Source organism: Falsihalocynthiibacter arcticus, assembly GCF_000812665.2.
In the GTDB taxonomy this organism is placed as follows: Bacteria; Pseudomonadota; Alphaproteobacteria; order Rhodobacterales; family Rhodobacteraceae; genus Falsihalocynthiibacter; species Falsihalocynthiibacter arcticus.
On sequence record NZ_CP014327.1, the window covers coordinates 428380 to 447859 of the forward strand.

The following is a 19480-nucleotide window of genomic DNA, read 5'->3' on the forward strand; positions in this document are numbered from 1 at the left end:
CGTCGACATCTCACAAGCGACGGGACTCCGGTCCAAAAGGAGAGAGTAAATGACTGATTTCACAACTCAAATCGACGCGGACGGCGTAGCGGTTATCACATGGGACGTTCCCGAAAAATCAATGAACGTCATGAGCCTCGAGGGCTTTGCAGAACTTGAAGCCGCGGTTGACGCCGCCCTTGCCGATGACGCCGTTAAGGGCATCGTCATCACCTCGGGCAAGGCAGATTTCGCGGGCGGCATGGACCTCAACGTCATTGCAAAGATGAAAGAAGACGCGGGCGACAACCCCGCCAAAGGCCTGTTCGAAGGCACTATGGCTATGCATGGCGTTTTACGTAAAATTGAGCGCGCGGGCATGGACCCCAAAACCAACAAGGGCGGCAAGCCTATCGCAGCGGCCCTCCCCGGCACCGCAGTTGGGATCGGCCTTGAGCTGCCCCTTGCCTGTCACCGTATTTTCGCCGCCGACAATCCAAAAGCCAAAATTGGCCTTCCCGAAATCATGGTCGGCATTTTCCCGGGTGCTGGCGGAACAACCCGGCTGGTGCGCAAACTCGGCGCGATGGCGGCAAGCCCCTTCCTGCTTGAGGGTAAGCTCTCTGATCCTAAAAAGGCCAAGATGGCCGGTCTTATCGACGAAGTCGTCCCAGCGGAAGAACTCCTTCCTGCCGCCAAGGCTTGGGTGTTGAGCGCGACAGATGCGGACATCCTCAAACCTTGGGACGCCAAAGGCTATAAAATGCCCGGCGGTGCGCCATACCATCCTGCGGGCTTCATGACGTTTGTTGGCGCTTCCGCCATGGTCCATAGCAAAACCAAAGGCGTCTACCCCGCCGCAAAAGCTCTGCTCTCTGCTGTCTATGAGGGCGCATTAGTACCCTTCGATACGGCCCTCAAAATCGAAGCGCGCTGGTTTACCAATGTCTTGATGAACCCAAGCTCCACGGCAATGATCCGCAGCCTTTTCATCAACAAAGAATCTCTCGACAAGGGCGCAGTCCGTCCCGCAGGTATCCCCGACCAACGCGTCAAAAAGGTCGGCATCCTCGGCGCAGGCATGATGGGCGCTGGCATTTCTCTGGTCTCTGCAAAAGCGGGCATCGACGTTGTTTTGCTGGACCAGAACCAAGAAGCCGCGGACAAGGGTAAAGCCTATTGCGCGAGTTATATGGACAAAGGCATCGCCCGTAAGAAAGCGACCGCTGAAAGCAAGGAAGCCCTCCTAAGCCATATTACGACGACAACAGACTATGCACTGCTCGCCGATTGCGACTTAATCATCGAGGCGGTATTTGAAGACGTCGCAATCAAGGCCGAAGTGACCGCCAAGGTCGAAGCCGTGATCGGTGCGGACTGCATTTTTGCCACCAACACCTCGACTTTGCCGATCACCGAGCTCGCCAAAGCCAGCAAACATGCGGATCAATACATCGGGATCCACTTCTTTAGTCCCGTTGAAAAAATGATGTTGGTTGAGATTATCAAAGGTGCAGCAACGGGCGACCGCGCTGTAGCCAAAGCTTTGGACTACTGCCGCCAAATCCGCAAGACACCCATCGTTGTGAACGACGCGCGTTTCTTTTATGCGAACCGTTGCATCATTCCCTTCATCAACGAGGGCATTCGCATGGTCGCCGAAGGTGTTGAACCTGCGCTGATCGAAAACGCCGCGAAACTGGTTGGCATGCCGCTTGGCCCGCTCCAATTAACTGACGAAACATCGATCGATTTGGGTGTTAAAATTGCCAAAGCCACTAAGGCCGCGATGGGCGACGCCTATCCAAACGAAGCCGTTGATCCGGTGCTGTTCTGGATGGCTGACGAAGGCCGTTTGGGTCGCAAAGCCAACGCTGGTTTCTATGCTTATGACGACAAAGGCAAACGCCAAGGCCTTTGGGATGGTTTGGCCGCGCGGTATCCTGTTGCGGACGAACAACCGGACCTCACCGAAGTACAGCACCGTCTCCTCTTTGCTCAAGTGCTTGAGGCCGTACGGGCGCTCGACGAAGGCGTTTTGATGGATATCCGCGAGGGCGATGTTGGCGCGATTTTGGGCTGGGGCTTTGCGCCTTGGTCGGGTGGGCCGTTTAGCTGGCTTGATATCCTTGGGGCTGGTCGTGCGGTTGAGCTTTGTGATGCGCTCACCGAGAAATTCGGACCACGTTTTGAAACGCCTGATCTGCTGCGCGAGATGGCGCGGAATGGAGAAGTGTTTTACACCCGTTTTGCCACTGAAAAAGCCGCCTAATCCGCTCCGCTAAATTGAAAATACGGCGCGCTGCCTCCCAACAGTGCGCCGTATTTTCTTGAACCTTTACCGCCAATTAAGCGGCGACGTACTCTTGAATTGAGGGTTCTACGATATTCTCCATCGCATAGGCCTCGGCCAATAGGCGCGCTTCGGACATTGGAAGCGCATCATACGTCAGAAGGTCCAATTCCGCGACTTCAACCATATTGGCCTGCTCGCTGCGTGGACATAAAAACAAAGCACCGATGTTTGCGAAAACCACTTGGTCTTGGGCAAATTCAATCGCTACGACGCGCAATTCTTCTGTTGCTGCCACACGTTGAATTCCGCGCAAACCTTCTAGGGCCAAAGCTGGGATCAATGCAAAAGGATCGCCAAACAGGTCTTCGGCAGCGTCGCTCTCGATCATCACGTCCTGTGTTGCCAAAAGGTAGACGGTTTCGCGGTTCCCAAGTGCCAATGAGGGTACTTTCAATAAGCTGTCCCCTGGAATTTGCGCCACCTGCTCATGGCGAACGGCTTTCACAACCTGCAAACCACCATCCAATGTAAGCACCCGATCTCCCGGAACGATTTTGGTTACATCACGCCATCCAAATTGTGTCGCGACGCGCGTTCCTGAAATCATTCCTGTGCGACGTGGCCGCTTAAAGTGGCCTCCACCATATGAGCCCGATGCTTCTGCAGTACGGTGCGCCCCCCGGCGGATAGGTTTTTTCAGCCCAAACATATTGTATCCCTCATTGAAACTGGGTGGCAGCCCAGCAGAACCAACATGGTTAACGTAGGGTGATTCCTATGCCCGAAAATCGACCAGAAGTTGTCTAAAATGCAGCACTGTTCCCCAACAGAACCCAATTGCGGAATAAGAGCGAAATTGTCTCACATTCAGAGCCACTCTAAGAAAATGAATAGGCAAACTGTTGAACATCTGCGGCCAGAAGAAGGCGGGCGTGCTCCGCATCAGCATCCGTATAATAGCTCCGATAGTCTGCTTTACGCTCCGAAGTATTCACCTGCGCAATCGGCGAAAGCGAAAACCCGAGATGTTCCCAAAGGGGCAGCAGGTCTGTTTCCAAATGCTCCAACCGCAGGAAATGTGCATCCTGTGCACCACTCATATAGGACGCATAGTTGTTTAATTTCAGCGACGCCATAATCGAGGGCGCTCGGATAAACGCGGCAAACGGGAGGGTTTGGGCCAAGGTAACCGCCCTATGCGAAAAACTTTGGACACGCAGCCAGTGATAGTAACTCACCAAACGATCCCAAGGGTTTCGCACCAACGTGAAGCAATAATAGCTTGGAACATCCTCATCCAGCCTCATAGCCACCGAATAATTGGCGTGTTTGTTCATCCGTATATGGGGGAATTGAGTACGCTGGCGTTTGTGCCGCGCCTTGGCTTTTGGCGTATCCCCAATCAGAATATCATCCTTCATCGCACGCCCCTCAAGCGCAAGGCTCAGGGCGGTTCCCCCCGTTTTGGGAATATGAACAAAGACAAACTGGCGCCCAGACGAAATAATCATATCGTGTTTTACAAAACTCCCTACAAGGATACTAGCCTCACGCGTGTACGGCGTCTTATGTTTCTGGTATATCTACCTAAATTACGGGATGTCCCGCCCTGAAATAAAGGAATTGTCGTTTGCGAACTTGTTGATCCCCCTCCCTAAGTTAGGCTACTTTCATTCAAGAGGCAGCGCAGAGCCCACATGACCGCATTATCAGAATACGATCGGCTCGAAACCACGGGTCTTTGGCGCGAAACGCCCGAAGACCACAAGCGTGAAGTCATTGTGAGCTTTGGAAATGCGACCCTTGTTCTAAAAGATAAAGCCGAGCGCGCCTTGACCCACTGGTCCCTTCCCGCGATATCACGGCGAAATCCCGGAGAGTACCCCGCAATCTATAGTCCAGATGTAGAAGGAGGGGAGACGCTTGAACTTGATGAGACCTTTGCCATCGAAGCCATCGAGAGGGTGCTTAAAGTCATCGATCGGCGGCGTCCACAACCCGGGCGCTTGCGGCTTGTTCTCACGACCAGCATCCTCGCCGCTTTCACGGGGTTGATGGTTTTCTGGCTTCCAAACGCAATGGTCGAATACGCAACCAGCATCACACCTCAAGCCCAGCGCACTAAAATCGGGGATGACCTTTTCCAACAAATTCGGCGCGTTTCAGGGCACCCCTGCACACAGCCTCAAGCGAGCAATGCGCTCTCCAAAATGGCGCAACATTTGGGAGCAGAGCGCAACAAACTTGTGGTCGTGCGCACCGGCGTCGAAACATCCGTGAATTTGCCAGGTGGTTATATCATTTTAAACCGTCGATTGGTTGAGGATTTTGAGGATCCCAATTCGGTATCTGGCTATGTTTTGGCCGAACTCGAGCGCGCAAAAAACAATGACCCGCTTTATGAACTCTTGCAAGATCTCGGCGTGCGCGGCACGTTCCGCTTCCTAACATCGGGCCAGATCAGCATTCCTGCCCTCACCCGACACGCGGAAAAACTGCTGGCACAACCGCTCGCACCGGTCGATCCTGAACCGCTTCTCGCGAGGTTTGAGGCCGCGAATTTGCCCTCGACGCCCTATGCCTATTCCGTTGATATATCTGGGGAAACGACATTGCCCTTGATCGAAGCGGACCCTATTCCACAAGAGGCCTCAGACGCAATCATCACAGATGGCGAATGGGTCGCGCTTCAAGAGATTTGCCAATCTTAGGTTTTGGACAGGCCCTACTTAACGAAGGCGTCTTTGAACCCAGCGGAATGCGCGGCATTCAACCCAACCTTAATGTCTGAGTTGCTCGCAAATGGCCCCAAATAGAGAACCTGCAAGCTTCTGCCATTTCGTTTCGTGTTTTGCACAGCCACAGGAAGCCCCATTTTCTGGAACTTGCTGATCGTCGCTTGCGCATTGCTTGCCACGCCAAACGCGCCAACCTGAATCAAACGCCCGCCCGATTTCACGGCTAAGGTACGACTTGGCGTCGCTTTTGCGACACGTATGGACTTGGGTACGGTTTTTGTACCTGTCGCTGTTCGCCCTGTCCCGTTTGCGGCCTTATACCGCAAATGCGCCTGTTTTAATTCCACATCTTGGCCATTCTCGGCCACCAGTTTCATCGGTACGGTATTGGTCCACACCTTCAACATTTCCGCCTCGCCACGGGCGGTTCCAATTCCGCGTTTCGGATTCAAACGCCCATCGTCCCACACCGGTTTATATCCAGCCGGAAGCCGAGGGACGGGAGAAGCGGCGGGCGCCTGCGTCAAAACTGTTGGAGTGGGCGGCGCTCTTTTAACCGCTTTGGGCGCCTGCGTTACCTGAACATTTCTAACCGCCGGCGCGGCAATCAGAGACCTGGTTGCCAACGGTTTTCCGGGCTTCGCGGAACTGCTCTTTGAGGGTGTGTTCGACACTTGGATTGTGTCTTGGATCGCGCGACTCTGCAGAGAAGGCTTATACCCACAGACCAATTTTCGGCTCTGCGTTACGCGCGGCACCCATGTGATCGAACCTCCGACACCGGCCTTGATAAAGACACACCCGTTGCTGTCCACATATTGCGCGGCCGTATAACTTGCGGGTGGAATTTCAGCGGGTCCATCGGAACTCGAGAGCGTTGCTGCGTTAACAGCAACCCCAGAAAGCAGGGTTGATAAGACGATGGCGACAGAATATTTTAAACGGTGCATTTTGTGCCCCCACACAATATATTGTGCGAGGATGCAGCAAAAGACTAGTTTAGTAAAGGAAATGTTCGCCTATTTTGTGCCAAACATCCTGTCACCCGCATCCCCTAGGCCCGGAACAATATATCCAGCGTCATTAAGGCGTTCATCCACAGATGCAGTAACGATCTGCACATCAGGATGCGCCTCTTTCATCCGCGCGATCCCTTCTGGGGCTGCCAAAAGACACAAGAAACGAATGTTTTCGGCCCCTGCCCCCTTGAGTAGATCAATCGCCGCAACCGATGAATTTCCCGTGGCAAGCATGGGGTCAACGGCGATAACAAGACGGTCATTTAGCTCTGTGGGAACCTTGAAGTAGTATTGAACGGGCTGGAGTGTTTTCTCGTCGCGGTACAACCCAACAAAACCAACGCGCGCCGATGGGATCAATTCCAAAACACCATCAAGCAAGCCATTGCCCGCACGTAAAATAGAGATCAAAGCAAGCTTTTTCCCATCCAAAACCGGGGCCTGCATTTCCTGCATAGGGGTTTCAATCGTTTGCGTGGTCATCGGCAAATCAGCGGTGACCTCATACGCTAGCAACTGGCTTATTTCCCGCAGCAACTGGCGAAATACAGCGGTCGACGTCGTTTTCTCACGCATCAACGTCAGTTTATGTTGCACAAGGGGATGGTTCACAACGGTTAGGTGCTGGCTCATTTTAGGCCTCCAGTTTTTTGAGAATTTGGGCGCGTGTGGCGTCGTTACAAAATGCCGCTTCGGCCGCACCAATATTTAGGGCGCGGAAGGTGTCGTCGTCCCAACCGAATGTGCGGGAAAGCATTTCATATTCGTCTGTCATTGTGGTGTGAAAGAAGGGGGATCATCGGTGGAAACCGTAACCTTTACGCCAGCATCACGGAGCTTTTGGATCGGATGACTCGCCCAATCCGCATAAACACCAAGCGCTATGTTCGAGCCGGGGCAAACCTCAAGCACGATATCCTTCTCAACGATTTCTCGCACCAATGCCGCATCTTCGATTGCGCGTACACCATGGCCAATGCGCACGGCTTTGAGGTCTTGGATCGTGGCTCGTATTTCCTCGGGGCCGGACCATTCGCCAGCGTGCGACGTGATTTTCAAACCCGCCTCCCGCGCCATATCAAACGCATATGCGAAATCAGACGGCGTGCCAAATTTCTCGTCCCCGCCCATGCCAAACCCAACGATCCAATCGCCCGCCGTTTCAACCGCGCATTTCGCGGATTTCTTGGCCGCATCAGGGCCAAAGTGGCGCACGACCGTGGGGATGCCGCGCAGAATAATTCCGGAGTCTTTTTCGGCTTTGTCGGCCGCCTCTTGCATCGCATGCAAATACTCGCGCCACGCAATAACATCGCCACCACCGCAAAAATCTGGGGCCAAAAATGTTTCGGCATAAACCACACCATGCTCGGCGCAATTTTCAAGAACAGCGGATGTTAAACGCGCATAGTCATCGGGTGTTTTAAGGCAGGCGGTTGCCGCCTCATAGACCTTCAGAAAGTCCCAAAAATCCGTGTAGGAATAGGCGCCATTCTCGTCAAAAACACCGTCGATGGACATGTTCTTTTCTTTTGCAAGGCTGCGGATAAATGCAGGTGGCGCGGCACCCTCAAGGTGCAAATGCAATTCAACTTTTTTCAGCTTAGAAAAGCTCATATTAAGTTCCTTCCGGGCCCGTCCGAGGGCACCCCAAGATGATGCGCAAGCGTGGCCGCAACATCCGTAAATTGGCAAAGTCCGACTTCGCCCATCCCTGCTCCCCAAATCAAAACAGGGACGCGTTCGCGGGTATGATCAGTGCCGCCCCAAGTGGGGTCATTTCCATGGTCCGCGGTGAATATCACCAAATCATCGGAACGCAACCGCGCAATGAAATCTGGGATTTGAGCGTCGAACCATTCCAAAGCCCTTGCATAGCCAGAAACATCCCGACGGTGGCCATAGAGACTGTCGAACTCGACGAAATTCGCAAAGGTCAGACTTCCATCAACGGCAGTCTCTGCATGCACCAGAAGGTGCTGCATCAAGGTAAGATCGTCGCCTTTGACAACCTCATCAATCCCCCGCATCGAAAAGATATCGCCAATTTTTCCAATAGCATAAACGTGTTTTCCAGCGTTGTGAACCCAGTCACAAAGAGCGGGCGCAGGGGGCATAATCGCGAAGTCTTTGCGATTGGACGTGCGGGTAAACCCGTCTTTGACTGATCCGACAAACGGGCGCGCGATGACGCGACCCACTTTCATTTCATGCAACATCGGGGCCAGCGTTTTGCAAAGGTCGAGTAGTTTTTGTAAACCAAAACGTTCTTCATGGGCGGCGATTTGAAACACGCTATCCGCCGAGGTATAGCAAATCGGCCAACCCGTTTCCAAATGGCGCGCGCCTTCCCGCTCGATAATTTCGGTGCCTGAGGCGTGGCAATTTCCAAGAGTGCCCCCCGTCCCCGCCGCCTTACAAACCTCAAACAAAAGGTCATCATCGAAGGAATTCTCTTTGGGGAAATAATGCCAATCCCAAGGAACAGGCAACCCTGCAAGCTCCCAATGCCCCGAGGGTGTGTCCTTGCCAATCGAAACTTCGGTCGCCGCAGCCCATTTGCCGGTTACATCTGTGGGTTTCCCCACAAACGTCACCCCAGACGCCGCTTCAACGGCATGCCAAAGGCCTAATGAGGCCAAATTTGGGAGAGAAAGCGGGCCGCTGCGCCCTTCCTCGACATTTCCCGCTGCACATTCAGCGGCGATATGGGCGAGCGTATTCGACCCCTCGTCGCCGAAATCCGCCGCGTCCGGTGCGCCGCCACAGCCGACAGAATCTAGTACAATAAGGAATGCTCGTGCCATCTAGGTCACCTTTTCGAATACAAGTTCATAGGGTTTTGGCGCGTCAGCCCCCAAAGTAATAGCGCGCGCCACGGCCTCGCAAAAGGCCAGCCCTTGCGCCTCGTTCTCACAGTGGACCATCGCGAGCAACGTCCCCGCCTCAACGAAGCTCCCCAGTCTGGCAATTTGCGAAAGGCCAACGGCGGGGTTGATCTTGTCGCTGCCAACAAGCCGCCCTCCTCCCATTGCAACGACGATATTACCCAAGGCCCGACCATCAATGGCCTGCACGAACCCGTCCACTTTCGCCTCTACCCCCAACACACATCGCGCAGCGGGCAAGCGATCGCGCCAACATTCGACGAAATCTTTGGGGCCGCCCATGCGCGCAATCATACGGCCAAAACCTTCGGCAGCATGGCCTCCGTTGATCGCCTGTCTAATTTGAAGCGCGCCAGTTATGCTATCACTCGCCTGCCCCGCGGAATGCAACAAGCTCCCGCCCAACTGCTCCGTCAACTCAATCAAGGGGGCCGCTTTAGGGTTTGTTAGCACTTCCATCACGGAAATGATCTCAAGCGCATTGCCCATACTCGTTGCTAAGGGTTGGTTCATATCGGTCACAAGCGCCGTCGTGGGCGTTCCTGCCCCGTTTGCCGTTTGCACCAAGGTTTGTGCCAAATTACGCGCTTCATTCGGCGTTTGCATGAACGCTCCTGAACCCCATTTCACATCCAAAACCAGCCCCTCAAGGCCAGCCGCCAATTTCTTGGACAAAATCGATGCCGTGATCAGATCGATACTATCAACGGTCGAAGTCACATCACGAATGGCATAAAGGCGGCGATCCGCGGGTGCGATGTTGCTACTCGCACTGGCGATGGCAAAGCCGATATCACCAACGATCTGCTGAAAGTCTTCTGTCGAAAGTTCTGTCGAAACGCCGGGAATAGCTTCCAATTTGTCCAACGTCCCGCCGGTATGACCAAGGCCTCGCCCCGAAATCATCGGCACGAAGGCCCCACAAGCCGCAAGGGCGGGCGCAAGCAAAAGCGACACGCAATCGCCAACTCCGCCCGTGGAATGCTTGTCTAAAATCGGCCCCGGAAGCGCCCACTCTAGTCGCTCGCCGCTGTTGCACATTGCTTCCGTCAGCGCCACACGGCCCGCGTCCGTTAACCCGTTCAAGCAAACCGCCATGGCAAATGCGCCCGCCTGTGCATCCGAAACGGTACCGCTCGCCAAACCCTGCGCAAACCACTCAATTTCCGCCCCACTCGGAGTAGTCCCCGACCGTAAACAGGCTATGATTGAGCGCGCATCCACTTAGGTATTTTCCATATGCGCTTGCGTAAAGGCTCCGGGTAAAAGCTGCCCCATCGTGAGCGTCTGCGAATTTCCCTCAAGCGTCGTCATGGTGACTTTGGTTTCTGGCTGCGCAAATTCCGCCAACTTCTGGCGGCACCCACCGCATGGGCTTACGGGCAAGGGAGAATCCGCAATCACCAAAACCTCGGTGATCTCGGTTTGGCCTGCCGCAATCATTGCCGCAATCGCGCCTGCTTCGGCGCAGGTTCCTTCAGGATAGGCGACGTTTTCGACGTTACAGCCAGAAAAAATCTCGCCAGATGCCGCTCGTAGGGCCGCTCCAACTTTGAAGTTTGAATAAGGCGCGTACGCACGAGCTTGAACATCAGTTGCTGCTTTAAGAAGGGGCATTTAGAACCTCATTTTACCTATTGGTCAATATTGCCCCGCCCCCAGAAGGGATGCAAGGGAAACGGTAATTCGTAATTTATTTGCAAGTGGGGCGTATTGACCTAGTGTAAGCCGTTCAGATAGTCAGTATGACAAGTAGTTTAATGCTAAACTATATATGGGAGGCCCACCATGAGTGACGCAAAAAATGACACAATCCGGCAAGCAGCCTTGGATTATCACGAATTTCCTAAACCCGGAAAATTGGAAATACGCGCGACGAAACCACTGGCCAATGGCCGCGACCTTGCCCGCGCTTATAGTCCAGGTGTGGCCGAGGCGAGCCTAGAGATCAAAAAAGACCCCTCGACGGCGCGCAAGTATACTTCGCGAGGCAATTTGGTGGCCGTCGTAACCAATGGGACCGCTGTTTTGGGCTTGGGCAATATCGGCGCCCTTGCCAGTAAGCCTGTCATGGAAGGCAAGGCTGTCCTCTTTAAGAAATTCGCGAATATCGACTGTTTCGACATCGAAATCAACGAATCTGACCCCGAGAAACTGGCGGACATTATTTGCGCCCTTGAGCCAACCTTCGGCGCGATCAACCTTGAAGACATAAAAGCGCCCGATTGTTTCATCGTCGAGAAAATTTGTCGCGAACGCATGGGCATTCCTGTTTTTCACGACGACCAGCACGGAACAGCCATTGTTGTCGGGGCCGCGGCAACCAATGCTTTGCGGGTCACAGGCAAGAAATTCGAAGACATCAAAGTGGTCTCCACGGGTGGCGGCGCCGCAGGGATTGCGTGTCTGAACATGCTATTAAAACTTGGCCTCAAGCGCGAAAATGTTTGGCTTTGTGATATCGCAGGTCTTGTCTACGAGGGCCGCACCGAAGAAATGACCCCACAGAAAGCCGAGTTCGCCCAAGCCAGTGACAGTCGGACGTTGGATGACGTTATTGGCGGTGCGGATCTTTTCCTTGGCCTCTCAGGCCCCGGAGTTTTGAAGCCTGAAATGGTCGCAAAAATGACCAGCCAGCCGATTATTTTCGCACTGGCCAACCCGAACCCAGAAATTTCGCCCGAAGACGTGCGCAAAGTTGCGCCAGACGCGATTATTGCAACGGGGCGTAGCGATTATCCCAACCAAGTGAACAACGTGCTTTGCTTCCCCTTCATCTTCCGTGGTGCATTGGATGCGGGCGCAACTGTGATCAATGACGAAATGCAAATTGCCTGTATCGAAGGCATTGCCGAGCTTGCGCGCGCCACCACTAGCGCCGAGGCCGCCGCCGCCTATCAAGGCGAACAAATGACATTTGGGCGCGACTATTTGATCCCAAAACCCTTCGATCCGCGCCTCATTGGGGTCGTGGCCAGCGCCGTTGTCAAAGCCGCCGCCGCCAGCGGTGTTGCCGAACGTCCCATCGAAGATTTGGACGCCTATAAACGTGAATTGGATGGTTCCGTCTTTAGATCCGCCCTCATTATGCGCCCTGTTTTCATGGCTGCCGCCACCGCAGAGCGAAAAATCGTTTTTGCCGAGGGCGAAGACGAGCGCGTCTTGCGGGCTGCGAGCGCGATGCTAGAGGACATGACCGACAAGCCTATCCTGATTGGTCGTCCAGACGTGATCGAAAGCCGTTGTGAACGCGCGGGCCTCAACATCAGACCTGGGCGTGACTTTGATCTCGTTAACCCCGAAAATGACTCACGTTATCGCGAATATTGGCAGACATATCATAAGCTTATGGCGCGACACGGCGTTACACCGGATATCGCCAAAGCCATTATGCACACCAATAATACCGCCATTGGTGCCATCATGGTTCAACGCGGCGAAGCCGACAGCATGATTTGTGGAACCTTTGGCCAATACCTCTGGCACCTGAAATATGTGCAGGAAATTTTGGGAACGGGGGAAGGCGGTTTGCACCCTGTAGGCGCGCTTTCGATGATGATCCTTGAGGACGGGCCACTCTTTATTGCCGACACCCATGTCCATCTTGAACCGACGCCCGCACAAATTGCCGAAAGCGTGATTGGCGCTGCGCGACACGTGCAACGCTTCGGTGTCGCTCCCAAAATTGCAATTTGTTCCTACTCTCAATTTGGCAACTTAAACGGCGGCACAGGCGAACGCGCCCGCGCGGCGCTTGATATTCTCGACAGCCAAACCCGCAGTTTTGTCTATGAGGGGGAAATGCACATTGATGCGGCCCTTGACCCCGACGTTCGAGCGCGTATTTTTCCGGATTGCCGCCTTGAAGGGGCTGCCAACGTGCTGGTCTTCACCAATGCCGACGCAGCCAGTGGGGTACGTAACATATTGAAAATGAAGGCAAATGGACTTGAGGTCGGCCCAATCCTGATGGGCATGGGCAACAAGGCACATATCGTTACGCCCTCAATCACGGCGCGCGGCTTGCTCAACATGAGCGCGATTTCCGGTACACCGGTGGAATATTACGAATAAAATGTGGGGCGGCAATCGGGCGCAGGTCAAGACACCTGTATCCCCTTGCCGCCCCGTTCCAGCGCCGCTATCAATGCCTAGAGAGCGCGATTCTGAGGAGGATCAACCATGGGTTTCACCCGGGTTTATGAAGCGTGGAAGAACGACCCCGAAACATTTTGGATGCAGGCCGCCGAAGGTATTGATTGGGTTAAAAAGCCAAGCAAAGCGCTCTTTGACGACAATGCTCCCCTGTATGAATGGTTCAAAGACGGACAAGTAAACGCGTGCTACAACGCCGTTGACCGTCATGTTGAGAATGGCCGCGCGGATCAAACCGCCATCATTTACGACAGCCCCATCACCCACACAAAACGCGAAATCACGTTCCTAGAATTACGGGATCGCGTGGCCAGCTTGGCGGGGGCTTTGCGGGCCAAAGGTGTCGAAAAAGGCGACCGCGTCCTTATCTATATGCCCATGGTTCCAGAAGCGCTCGAAGCCATGCTTGCCTGCGCGCGCCTTGGGGCGATCCACTCGGTGGTCTTTGGCGGATTTGCAGCGAATGAACTTGCCGTGCGGATTGATGACGCAAAACCAAAAGCAATCATCGCCGCCTCCTGCGGGGTCGAGCCCGGACGGGTCGTCCATTACAAACCCCTGCTTGATGGCGCGATCGACCTTGCCACACACAAGCCTGATTTTTGCGTTGTTCTTCAACGAGAACAAGAGGTTGCAAAGCTTATTGAGGGACGTGACTTTAATTGGCACGGATTTCAGCATGGCATAGCCCCCGCAGAATGCGTTCCCGTTTCGGGCGACCATCCCGCCTATATTCTCTATACATCAGGCACAACAGGCGCCCCGAAGGGCGTCGTTCGCTCCACCGGCGGGCACCTTGTTGCGTTGAATTGGACCATGAAAAACGTCTACAACGTCGACCCAGGCGAAGTCTTTTGGGCCGCCTCGGATGTTGGTTGGGTGGTTGGACACAGCTATATTTGCTATGGTCCGCTTGTGCATGGGAACACCACAATTGTGTTCGAGGGCAAGCCCATTGGCACCCCTGATGCGGGAACATTTTGGCGGGTTATTTCCGAGCACAAAGTCGCAAGTTTCTTTACCGCACCAACGGCCTTTCGCGCCGTAAAACGCGAGGACCCAACGGGGGAGTTCATCAAAAAATACGACCTCTCCTGCCTCAAAACCGTTTATTTGGCGGGCGAGCGGGCGGACCCTGACACCATCACATGGGCGCAGGAAAAGCTGAACGTTCCGGTGATTGACCATTGGTGGCAGACCGAAACAGGCTGGGCGATCGCAGCGAACCCTATGGGAATTGAAAAGCTGCCGGTAAAACTCGGCTCTCCTTCGGTTGCGATGCCCGGCTATGACGTTCAGATTTTGGACGAAGGCGGTCACCCAATGCCGACGGGTGGATTTGGGGCAATTGCCATCAAACTTCCCCTGCCGCCGGGCACACTTCCAACGCTTTGGAATGCCGAAAAGCGGTTTATGTCCAGTTACTTAGAACACTTCCCCGGCTATTACGAAACCGGCGACGCGGGTTATATCGATGACGACGGCTATCTCTATATTATGGCGCGCACCGACGACGTCATCAACGTTGCGGGCCACCGGCTTTCGACGGGGGCGATGGAAGAAGTCTTGGCCAGCCATCAAGATGTTGCAGAATGTGCCGTCATTGGTGTCGCTGATGCGTTGAAGGGGCAAATGCCGCTGGGCTTGTTGTGTCTCAATTCAGGTGTGACACGTCCAAACAGTGAAATTACCGCCGAAATCGTCAAGCTGGTGCGCGAAAAAATCGGGCCTGTTGCGGCCTTCAAAACGGCAATTGTGGTTGAAAGATTGCCAAAGACCCGTTCGGGGAAAATTCTTCGGGCGACCATGGTTAAAATCGCCGACAGCGAAGATTTCAAAATGCCCGCAACCATTGACGATCCGGTCGTGCTCGATGAAATTCGGGTCGCTTTGCAAACCGTCGGTCTGGCGCAATAGGATTGGGCGGCCCGAAAGGGCCGCTCGCTCCGCGCTAAACGAATTGCTCTCGGAGAAGACGCTCTTTTAGCCCATGCCCCTCATCAAAGAGAATGCGATGCTCAATGGTTGGATCGCTATAGATTTCAACCGACAAGACATCCTGCTCGGAGCGACTGTCGGCGGCAACCATCACGGGGCGTTTTTCGGGTTCTAACACATCAAAGCGAACTTTGGCCGCCTTTGGAAGCAAGGCCCCACGCCAACGCCGTGGACGGAACGCGGCCATCGGTGTCAAAGCCAAAACATCAGACCCAATCGGCAAAATCGGTCCGTGCGCCGAATAGTTATAGGCCGTTGACCCCGCCGGCGTCGACACCAAGGCCCCATCGCAAATCAGTTCCGAAAGCCGCACATGCCCGTCGACAGTAATGCGCAACTTGGCGGCCTGTGGCCCCGCGCGCAAAAGCGAAACTTCGTTGATTGCCAGCTGGTCGTGCTCCACACCTTCGGTAGAAACAGAGTGCATGCGCAGCGGATTCAATATTTCTTCCTCGACCTGTCGCAGCCGTTCCTCAAGGTTGTCATCACTGTATTTGTTCGTCAGAAAACCAACGGTGCCACAGTTCATCCCGAAAACGGGCGTGTTCAAATGTTGTGTGGAATGAAGGGTTTGCAACATCATGCCGTCCCCACCAAACACCACGATCACATCGCAGTCTTCCTCAGGGGCGTCGCCAAACTGGGCCTGAAAACGGGCAAGTGCCGCCTGTGAAATGTCGGTACCGTTTGCCTTGAAGTGTATTCTAGCGCTCATGTCATTCCCATTTTCGCCCACGTTTGCCCGTGCAGATCGGAAACACAAGACCAGATAGGAAATATTTGATCACACGAATTGATGTATATGGCGCAAAATATCATACAAATGCCGCGAAACAGGCTTTTGTGAAAGGCGCGAGACCGCTACAAGGCCTAAACATTTCACGCGCCATGGAGCCCACGATGACCGTAAACAGCAACGACCCAGGTTTTTTCACCGAAAGCCTTGAGACCCGTGATCCTGAAATTTTCGCCGTAACGCGCCAAGAACTTGGCCGCCAACGCGACGAAATCGAATTGATCGCCAGCGAAAACATCGTTTCCGCAGCCGTGATGGAGGCACAAGGCACCGTCCTAACCAACAAATATGCCGAAGGTTACCCGGGAAAACGGTATTACGGTGGCTGCCAGTATGTTGATATTGCGGAACAATTGGCAATCGATCGCGCGAAAAAACTTTTTGGCTGTGAATTTGCCAACGTCCAACCAAACTCAGGCTCGCAAGCCAACCAAGGCGCCTTCACGGCCCTCATCAAGCCCGGCGACACCATCCTTGGGATGAACCTTGCCTCCGGCGGGCACCTGACCCACGGCGCAGCTCCAAACCAATCCGGCAAATGGTTCAACGCCATTCAATACGGTGTGCGCCTGCAGGACAACTTGATCGACTACGATCAAATCCAAGCCCTCGCCACCGAGCACCAACCAAAACTCATCATTGCGGGCGGGTCCGCGATTCCCCGTCAGATCGACTTCGTGAAGTTCCGCGAGATTGCCGACAGCGTAGGCGCCTATTTGATGGTTGATATGGCGCACTTTGCGGGCCTTGCTGCCGCAGGAGAGCACCCTTCCCCGTTCCCATACGCAGATGTCGTGACAACCACCACGCACAAGACTTTGCGCGGCCCACGCGGCGGGATGATCCTGACCAACGACGCGGATATTGCGAAAAAAATCAACTCGGCAATCTTCCCCGGCATTCAAGGCGGCCCCTTGATGCACGTGATTGCAGGCAAGGCCGTCGCCTTTGGCGAAGCGCTGCGCCCTGAGTTCAAAGCCTACCAAAAGCGCGTGCGTGCGAACGCGGTTGCCCTTGCAGACCAGCTTATGAAAGGCGGCTTGGACATCGTAACAGGCGGCACAGACACGCATGTTATGCTGGTTGATTTGCGCCCCAAAAATGTCAAAGGCAACGCCACAGAGAAAGCGCTGCAACGCGCGAACATCACGACAAACAAGAACGGCATCCCGTTTGACCCTGAGAAACCCTTCGTAACATCGGGCATTCGATTGGGAACACCCGCAGGCACAACACGCGGATTCGACGAAGCTGAATTCCGTGAAATTGCCGATATGATCGTCGAAGTTGTGGACGGCCTCGCGGCAAATGGCGAAGACGGAAACCACGATATCGAAGCGGCTGTAAAAATCAAAGTCGCCGCACTCTGTGCGCGCTTCCCAATTTACGACAACCTCTAAGATATTGAAAAACGGTGAAGCCTTGCCTCCGCGCTAGGCCTCACCGACACGCGTATTTACAGATACCCACGCCAGACGAGTACTGTCGTAAAAAGCGCCGCTGGAATGAGAATTCCCAACGCTACCCCACTCAAAACACTTAGAAAAACATCCGTGCGGCGTTTGCTTTTGTCGATCCCTTTAAGGTGTTTGAGGCAATTTAGATACGACTTTTCAACCCGTCCAGAATCTACAAAACGCTGCAACTTTGGATTTTGCGAGGCTGCGGCCGCGCTCGCCAGAAATTCCGCGTCCTTGCGCACATGTCGCGGCAAAAGTCGCCCACCACGCCGCAGCTTTACGTCAAGCCCTGTGCCGCCAACGGACAGTTGTTTTTTCAAAAGGGTCGCAACCTCATCGGCGCAGTCTCGGGGGGATCTTGAATTCATAAATACCTCGTCCCAAGACCTTACAGGCCAAAGGGATTCAGCTCAAGCCACTGGCCTAAAGGAATTTTTCGAGGTACAGAAAGATATGTTGAAAACCTATACACAGGGTCATTCAAGCGCCCTCCCGCCCCTCTTAATCGTGCACGGCCTGTTTGGATCGGCGCGCAATTGGGGTGTTATCGCAAAACGCCTCGCTGAGGACCGCGTTGTCCATACTGTCGATATGCGCAACCACGGCGAGAGTCCGCGATATTCATCGCAAAGCTATATGGATATGGCCAATGACCTTGCGCATGTCATCAACGACCTCGGCGCGCCCATGGATGTATTGGGGCATTCGATGGGAGGCAAAGCGGCGATGGTTTTGGCGGTTCAATCGCCTGATCTTGTGAACCGGTTGCTCGTCGCGGATATTGCGCCGGTTGCGTATTCTCATACGCAAATGCCCCTTATTGAGGCGATGCGGTCACTGGACCTTGCGCAGGTTGAGAAACGTTCTGATGCTGATCGTCTACTGCGCGATGCAATTCCAGAGGACGGTGTGCGCGCGTTTTTGCTGCAATCCCTCGACGTTAAGGCGCAGGAATGGCGTCTTAATCTGGACGTTTTGACAGATCAAATGGATAGGATTCTTGGTTTTCCTGAACTAACGGGCGTGTTTGACAAGCCGACGCTGTTTTTATCTGGCGGCGCATCAGAGTATGTTTTGCCCGCGCATCGCCCCCTCATTAAAGCGTTGTTTTCAAACGTCTATTTTGCAAAAATGCCCGACGTCGGGCATTGGCTGCACGCCGAAAACCCACGTGACTTTGAGGCCAGTATTCGGGCGTTTTTCAGCTAGCCTTAAAGATCTGCAATTTTCTTGGAAACAAAATAAGAGACCGGAAAACCCGCGACAAACCCAAGGGCGGCCGCGATCAAAATCGGGGTCAGAGTATCGTTGCCTGTGACCAGCGCGATGATGACGCCGAGGCCTGCCATACTGGGGGCAATTATGGTAAACATCAGCAGTGTTAAACGGTTCATATCAGGCTCCTTTTGCGCGTTCTGCGGGGATCATTACGGGTTTTCTCGGAGCTTACCTTGATCTATGTCATCTAGCTCTTTTTTACAAATTCCGTCAGGATAACAATACGTTGCCCTTCTACGCGGCCTTCGATGTGGCCTGCGTTGTCGGACACGAGAGAGATGTTTCGTACCGCAGTGCCTTGCTTGGCGGTGAAGCCTGCGCCTTTTACGGGGAGGGCTTTGACGAGGGTGACTGAATCCCCTGCGGAGAGCACGTTGCCGTTGCAATCTTTGTGGATCAACGCGGGGGTTTCGGCACCGGCTTTGGCCCATTCTAGAGTGGCTTCGTCAAGGTAGAGCATGTCAAAAAGGTCGTGCGCCCATGCTTCGGCTTTGAGGCGATCCAGCAAGCGCCAGACGAGGACTTTTACGGGTTCGTGCTCGCTCCACATGGCAGAAGTCAAGCAACGCCAATGACTTGGGTCGAGTTCACCGTCAATCTGTGCGCGGCATTTCTGGCAAATATGAGCCGACATATGCACGGTGTTGTCGGAATTCGGGCCCACATCATGGACCCCCAAGGCGTCGCTTGAGCCGCATAATTCACATTGATCGCCGGAACGAGCTGAGAGGGCATTAAGGGGCATTGGGGGATCTCCAAGGGAACATTTTTATCCTCTATCTGTAGCAGAGCGACACTTGGTTTGCCAAGGGCACTCGTTAACGCGCCGCGCGTTGAAACAGGCGAAAGTTTAAAGTTTTTAAATACTCTGAG

The 19480-nt window shown here is 54.1% G+C and carries 17 protein-coding genes and 1 pseudogene; 6 read left to right on the forward strand and 12 right to left on the reverse strand.

Going from position 1 to position 19480, the window contains the following annotated elements; all coding sequences use genetic code 11:
- Positions 1-49: 49 nt before the first annotated feature.
- On the forward strand, positions 50-2251 hold the full coding sequence (locus RC74_RS02125; RefSeq protein WP_039002701.1) for a 3-hydroxyacyl-CoA dehydrogenase NAD-binding domain-containing protein: 2202 nt from the start codon (positions 50-52) through the stop codon (positions 2249-2251).
- A 76-nt stretch (positions 2252-2327) separates the two neighbouring features.
- On the opposite strand, the gene RC74_RS02130 is transcribed toward RC74_RS02125, so the two are convergent.
- Positions 2328-2984: a Hint domain-containing protein gene (locus RC74_RS02130; RefSeq protein ID WP_052274887.1), complete on the reverse strand. Its 657-nt coding sequence runs from the start codon at positions 2982-2984 to the stop codon at positions 2328-2330.
- Between the two features lie 169 nt (positions 2985-3153).
- Positions 3154-3786 (reverse strand): sulfotransferase family 2 domain-containing protein, encoded by a 633-nt coding sequence (locus tag RC74_RS02135; RefSeq protein WP_039002702.1) that lies wholly within the window; start codon positions 3784-3786, stop codon positions 3154-3156.
- Positions 3787-3972: 186 nt separating this feature from the next.
- Between RC74_RS02135 and RC74_RS02140 the strand changes: the two genes are divergently transcribed.
- Positions 3973-4986, forward strand: coding sequence for a hypothetical protein (locus tag RC74_RS02140; protein WP_039002703.1), 1014 nt, complete (start codon positions 3973-3975; stop codon positions 4984-4986).
- A 14-nt stretch (positions 4987-5000) separates the two neighbouring features.
- On the opposite strand, the gene RC74_RS02145 is transcribed toward RC74_RS02140, so the two are convergent.
- The 6 genes and pseudogenes from RC74_RS02145 to cdd all read right to left on the reverse strand — a co-directional run bounded on the left by RC74_RS02145 (position 5001) and on the right by cdd (position 10537).
- Complete coding sequence (locus RC74_RS02145; RefSeq protein WP_039002704.1) at positions 5001-5963, reverse strand: SPOR domain-containing protein; 963 nt, start codon at positions 5961-5963, stop codon at positions 5001-5003.
- Positions 5964-6032: 69 nt separating this feature from the next.
- Entirely contained in the window at positions 6033-6665 is a 633-nt protein-coding gene (gene upp, locus RC74_RS02150) for a uracil phosphoribosyltransferase (RefSeq protein ID WP_039002705.1), read from the reverse strand.
- Between the two features lies 1 nt (position 6666).
- Positions 6667-7649 (reverse strand): annotated as a pseudogene (locus tag RC74_RS02155) (adenosine deaminase).
- Positions 7646-8839 (reverse strand): phosphopentomutase, encoded by a 1194-nt coding sequence (locus tag RC74_RS02160; protein WP_039002707.1) that lies wholly within the window; start codon positions 8837-8839, stop codon positions 7646-7648. The pseudogene RC74_RS02155 and the gene RC74_RS02160 overlap by 4 nt, the downstream one beginning before the upstream one ends.
- Positions 8840-10144, reverse strand: coding sequence for a thymidine phosphorylase (locus RC74_RS02165; RefSeq protein ID WP_039002708.1), 1305 nt, complete (start codon positions 10142-10144; stop codon positions 8840-8842).
- Positions 10145-10537: a cytidine deaminase gene (gene cdd, locus RC74_RS02170; RefSeq protein ID WP_039002709.1), complete on the reverse strand. Its 393-nt coding sequence runs from the start codon at positions 10535-10537 to the stop codon at positions 10145-10147.
- 171 nt (positions 10538-10708) lie between these two features.
- Here cdd and RC74_RS02175 point away from each other — a divergent pair, with 171 nt between their 5' ends.
- Positions 10709-12994, forward strand: coding sequence for an NADP-dependent malic enzyme (locus RC74_RS02175; protein ID WP_039002710.1), 2286 nt, complete (start codon positions 10709-10711; stop codon positions 12992-12994).
- A 108-nt stretch (positions 12995-13102) separates the two neighbouring features.
- Positions 13103-14992 carry a propionate-CoA ligase PrpE gene (gene prpE, locus RC74_RS02180; protein WP_039002711.1) on the forward strand — a complete coding sequence of 630 codons (1890 nt, stop codon included), beginning with the start codon at positions 13103-13105 and terminating at the stop codon, positions 14990-14992.
- 34 nt (positions 14993-15026) lie between these two features.
- Here prpE and RC74_RS02185 read toward each other — a convergent pair whose 3' ends face one another.
- Positions 15027-15788 (reverse strand): NAD kinase, encoded by a 762-nt coding sequence (locus RC74_RS02185; RefSeq protein WP_039002712.1) that lies wholly within the window; start codon positions 15786-15788, stop codon positions 15027-15029.
- 185 nt (positions 15789-15973) lie between these two features.
- Between RC74_RS02185 and glyA the strand changes: the two genes are divergently transcribed.
- Complete coding sequence (gene glyA, locus RC74_RS02190; protein WP_039002746.1) at positions 15974-17269, forward strand: serine hydroxymethyltransferase; 1296 nt, start codon at positions 15974-15976, stop codon at positions 17267-17269.
- 56 nt (positions 17270-17325) lie between these two features.
- Here the strand turns inward: glyA and RC74_RS02195 are convergent, their stop codons facing one another.
- Positions 17326-17697 carry a hypothetical protein gene (locus RC74_RS02195; protein ID WP_052274889.1) on the reverse strand — a complete coding sequence of 124 codons (372 nt, stop codon included), beginning with the start codon at positions 17695-17697 and terminating at the stop codon, positions 17326-17328.
- 85 nt (positions 17698-17782) lie between these two features.
- Between RC74_RS02195 and RC74_RS02200 the strand changes: the two genes are divergently transcribed.
- On the forward strand, positions 17783-18538 hold the full coding sequence (locus RC74_RS02200; protein ID WP_039002713.1) for an alpha/beta fold hydrolase: 756 nt from the start codon (positions 17783-17785) through the stop codon (positions 18536-18538).
- Positions 18539-18540: 2 nt separating this feature from the next.
- Here RC74_RS02200 and RC74_RS02205 read toward each other — a convergent pair whose 3' ends face one another.
- Together RC74_RS02205 and RC74_RS02210 are read right to left on the reverse strand one after the other, a co-directional pair.
- Positions 18541-18723, reverse strand: coding sequence for a hypothetical protein (locus RC74_RS02205; protein ID WP_039002714.1), 183 nt, complete (start codon positions 18721-18723; stop codon positions 18541-18543).
- Between the two features lie 71 nt (positions 18724-18794).
- On the reverse strand, positions 18795-19352 hold the full coding sequence (locus RC74_RS02210; RefSeq protein WP_039002715.1) for a PhnA domain-containing protein: 558 nt from the start codon (positions 19350-19352) through the stop codon (positions 18795-18797).
- Positions 19353-19480 lie beyond the last annotated feature (128 nt).